This window comes from Bacteroidia bacterium (assembly GCA_039924845.1).
In the GTDB taxonomy this organism is placed as follows: domain Bacteria; phylum Bacteroidota; class Bacteroidia; order DATLTG01; family DATLTG01; genus DATLTG01.
In genome coordinates this window covers 1-4,232 of record JBDTAC010000044.1, presented here as the reverse complement: position 1 = coordinate 4,232, position 4,232 = coordinate 1, and the positions used below count along the sequence as shown (strand labels likewise).

Here is a 4,232-nt window from a genome sequence, read left to right as displayed (position 1 = left end):
AAAAAATAATTTTTCAATGTGCCTTTTCAAGGACATAAAAAAACGCCTTGTATTTTGTACAAGGCGTTGTAGGTTTTAAAAGTGATTGTGTTACTTGCTTGTTTTATTTAACCAAGGATACATGACCGATGTATTGGTGCGATTTATCAAACACATCCAACAATTTTACCTTCCATACATACACATCTATCTGAGCCATTCTAGTTCCGCCCATCACAACACCATTCCACTTATTATTCAAATCATTCGTGTAAAAGATTAAATTACCCCAACGGTCGAAGATCCACATCTCATACGTTTTTATGCCAATACCCGTTCCGTAAAAATAATCGTTGACACCATCGCCATTCGGCGTAAAGGCATTCGGTGCATAAAACGTAAAGGTCGGCTCGATGATGATTGGATGTGTTACTGTATCGCTACATCCAAATTGATTAATTACTATTTCTTCCACATTAAAGGTTCCTGTATCTCCGTACGTATGTGTTGGATGATTGTCGCTTGCCCATGTCAAGGTATCCCCATCGCCAAAGTTCCAATGCCATGAGCTTGCTCCCGTAGATTGATCCACAAAATTTATCGTCGGATTTACAATCGTCGTTGGCTGAGGATTCATCGTAAACGCTGCTTCCGGTACTGGATAAACGGTTATCATACGTGAATGCGTCAACGTTGTAGAACAATTGTTTTGTGAACTAACGGTCAGCATCACATCGTAAGTTCCTGGTACTGTATAACAATGGTTTGGGTTTTGAGTGTTATCTGTACCGCCATCGCCATAAGACCATAACCACGTATTGATGGTGCCGCCATTGGCTATCGTACTGTGATCTGTAAAATCAACACACAATGGTGCGCAACCTACACTGTCATTAACCGTAAAGGCTACCACAGGATTCGGATTCACCGTTACATTGTGAGTAACTGAATCCACACAACCATTGCTGCTCGTTACCACTAATTTAACGATGTATGTCGAATCTTTTGCGTACAAATGAACTGGGTTTTGAACTCCACTTGTATTGCCATCTCCAAAATTCCACGACCAATTACTGATGATGCCGAATGATACTGTAGAGCCATCTGTAAAAGAAGTCGGACTGTTCTGACAAACCGTTGTATTGCTGAAGGCTGCTACCGGCAATGGATAAACACTTACATTTTTGCTTATCGTATTGCTGCATCCATTCGAGGATGTTACTGTTAAACTTACTACATAAACACCACTTGCTGCGTACGTATGGGTCGGGCTTTGGATAATACTTGTATTACCGTCTCCAAAGTTCCATGACCAACCAGTGATGGTACCTATACTTACCGTGGAAGCATCTGTAAAGGTGCTCGTATTGTTTAAACAAACATTGGTTGCTGTAAACAAAGCTGTTGGTGATGGGAATACAGTGATTGTATTCGTTACTGTATTCGTACAGCCTCCATTAGAAGTAACTGTTAACGTTACCGTAAATGTTCCACTGGTTGCATACGTATGCGTTGTATTTTGAGTGCTGGCTGTACCTCCATCTCCAAAATTCCATGACCAACTGGTAATCGTTCCTGGAGCCACGGTAGAGCCATCCGTAAAGGTTGTTGCATCTGATACGCAAACCGATGTACTTGTAAATGAGGCAACCGGTATCGGATTCACTGTTACTGTTTTTGTTGTCGTTCCTTGACATCCATTGTTAGAAGTTACTGTCAAAGTTACCGTATAATTACCTGCTGTACTATAAACATGACTTGGAGATTGCGTTGTGGAGGTATTGTTGACTCCTGATCCTGGGTCTCCAAAGTTCCATGCCCATGCAGTAATACTACCAGATGGAATTGTTGATATATCTGTAAAGTTCATCGCACTGCCTGCACATACACTCAATGAAGTAAATCCTGCTACTGGTAATGGATTCACTACCACTGGCAATGTAATTGAATCCACACAACCTCCGCTGCTCGTTACAATCAACCTAACATTGAAGGTCCCAGAGGATCCATACGTATGTGTCGGATTTTGAGTGAGCGATACATTATTAGCTCCAGATGATGGTTCGCCAAAATTCCATGACCAGCTTGTGATAGTTCCTACTCCTGTGGTAGAACCGTCTGTGAAAGCGGTTGCATTGTTAAAACAAACAGTTGTGGAAGTAAACGTTACCACTGGCAATGGATTCACCGTTACCGTGGCTATAGCTGTATTCGTACATCCATTCACATCGGTACCTGTTACCGTATAGTTCGTCGTTACTGTTGGATTGGCTGTTACTGTTGTTCCTGTGGTTGCACTTAAGCCTCCTGCTGGTGACCAACTATAACTTACTCCTCCCGTACCCGTCAGAGATCCACTGCTGCCACTGCAAATTGTAATAGAATTAACGCCTATCGTCGGTGTTGGATAAACTGTTACTGTCGCTATCGCGCTGCCTGTACAGCCTGATGTGGATGTTCCTGTTACAGTATAGCTTGTCGTTGTTGCCGGATTAGCTGTTACACTTGCTCCTGTTGTAGCACTCAAGCCTCCTGCTGGTGTCCATGCATAAGTACCTCCAACTCCCGCTCCTGCCGATGTTAAAATCATGCTGCTGCCTGGACAGATATTGCCTGAATTAACGGTTACTGTTAATGAATTATTTACCGTTACAGTCGCTATGGCTGTATTCGTACATCCATTCACATCCGTGCCTGTTACTGTATAAGTTGTTGTTGTCGCTGGACTCACTGTGATTGAATTCGTCGAAGCGCCCGTGCTCCAACTATATGTTGAAGCGCCGCCGCCTGTTAAAATCGCACTGCTCGTTGGGCATATACTCGCCGAATTGACTGTTACTGTCGGTAATGGATTAACCGTTACGGTCGCTATTGCACTACCTGTACAGCCCGCTGAGGAGGTTCCTGTTACCGTGTAGCTTGTCGTTACAGCTGGATTCACTGTTATAAAATTCGTCGTAGCGCCTGTACTCCAACTATACGTTACAGCGCCTCCTGGGGTTAATATCACATTTGTACCCACGCAAATCGTTGGTGAATTGACCGTTATCGTTGGCGGTGGCGTAACTGTTACGGTAACACTTGCTGTAGTTGTACAACCCGTTGATGTTCCTGTTACAGTATAAGTAGTAGTAGTAGCGGGTGTTACTGTAATACTTGCTGTCGTGGCACCCGTACTCCAACTATATGTTGTAGTTCCACTTGCAGTTAATGTACTTGATCCGCCCGTACATATCGTTGCAGGACTTGCCACTGCCGTTACGGAAGTTGTAACAACGACAACTGGTAATGTAATAGAATCTCTACAGCCACTAGACGAGGTAACAATCAACTTCACATTATAAGTACCAGATGCTCCATAAGTATGTGTCGGATTTGTTGTAGTAGATGTTCCACCATCCCCAAAATTCCAGGAATAACCGCTTATGACATAGGGATTAGCTACCGTAGATGTGTTTGTAAAATCAGCGGTTACACAAGACGGAATGGTATAGGTAAAATTAGCTACAGGAGCTGGGTATTGAACAACTTTGTCCGTTAAAACTTCGGTACAACCTTGCGGTGATGTGATTGTTACCGAATACGTGCCAGGCGTAGTTACGGTTATATTTTGACTTGTTTGTCCTCCAGGAGCCCATGAATAAGAAGCTGCTCCAGCAGGAGCAGATAAGCTAACACTGCCACCCGGGCACAACGAATCTGGCTGCATAATAGTAAGTGGGGAACAATTACAATCCACATAAGCATAGCCAAAATGTCCACCTTGATCGCAACCCGCTGCTGTAAACTTAATAGTAACGTTTTGACCAATATAAGGAGTTAAATCAATGTTTACAAGAGTCCAAGTTTTGAAATGCACTGTATTATCAAGTGTAGAAGTTTGCCAACCAGTAATACCGGCGCTCGCAGCAACAAAATAATTAGCGCATGTAATTTCAGCACCTGCTTGATCCTTCATGTCAACATCAAAAAAAGGCTGATCTATTGGAGCATGGCCACCATCCTGTAATACAACAGCATAAGCATACGTAAAATTAGTATTGGCTGCCGAAACAGTAAATGTTTGAGAAATGTTCTCTTCCTGATAAAAAGCTCGTGTATCTCCTAATTTGGCGGAATATGTACCTGCATAAACCATAGGGAATAAACCATAAGGATCTGTACCAGCTGTTACAATTGTTTGCCAACCCGCAACAATACCAGCAACTGGAGAACCCATAACTATTGGCAAAGTATTCCCTGCAGCATTAGAA

1 protein-coding gene is annotated in these 4,232 nt (G+C 42.9%); it reads right to left on the bottom strand.

The genetic code is table 11. The features are described 5' to 3' along the window. Positions 1-103 precede the first annotated feature (103 nt). On the bottom strand, positions 104-4,232 hold a 4,129-nt coding region (locus tag ABIZ51_04745), incomplete at its 5' end, for a PKD domain-containing protein (GenBank protein ID MEO7088084.1).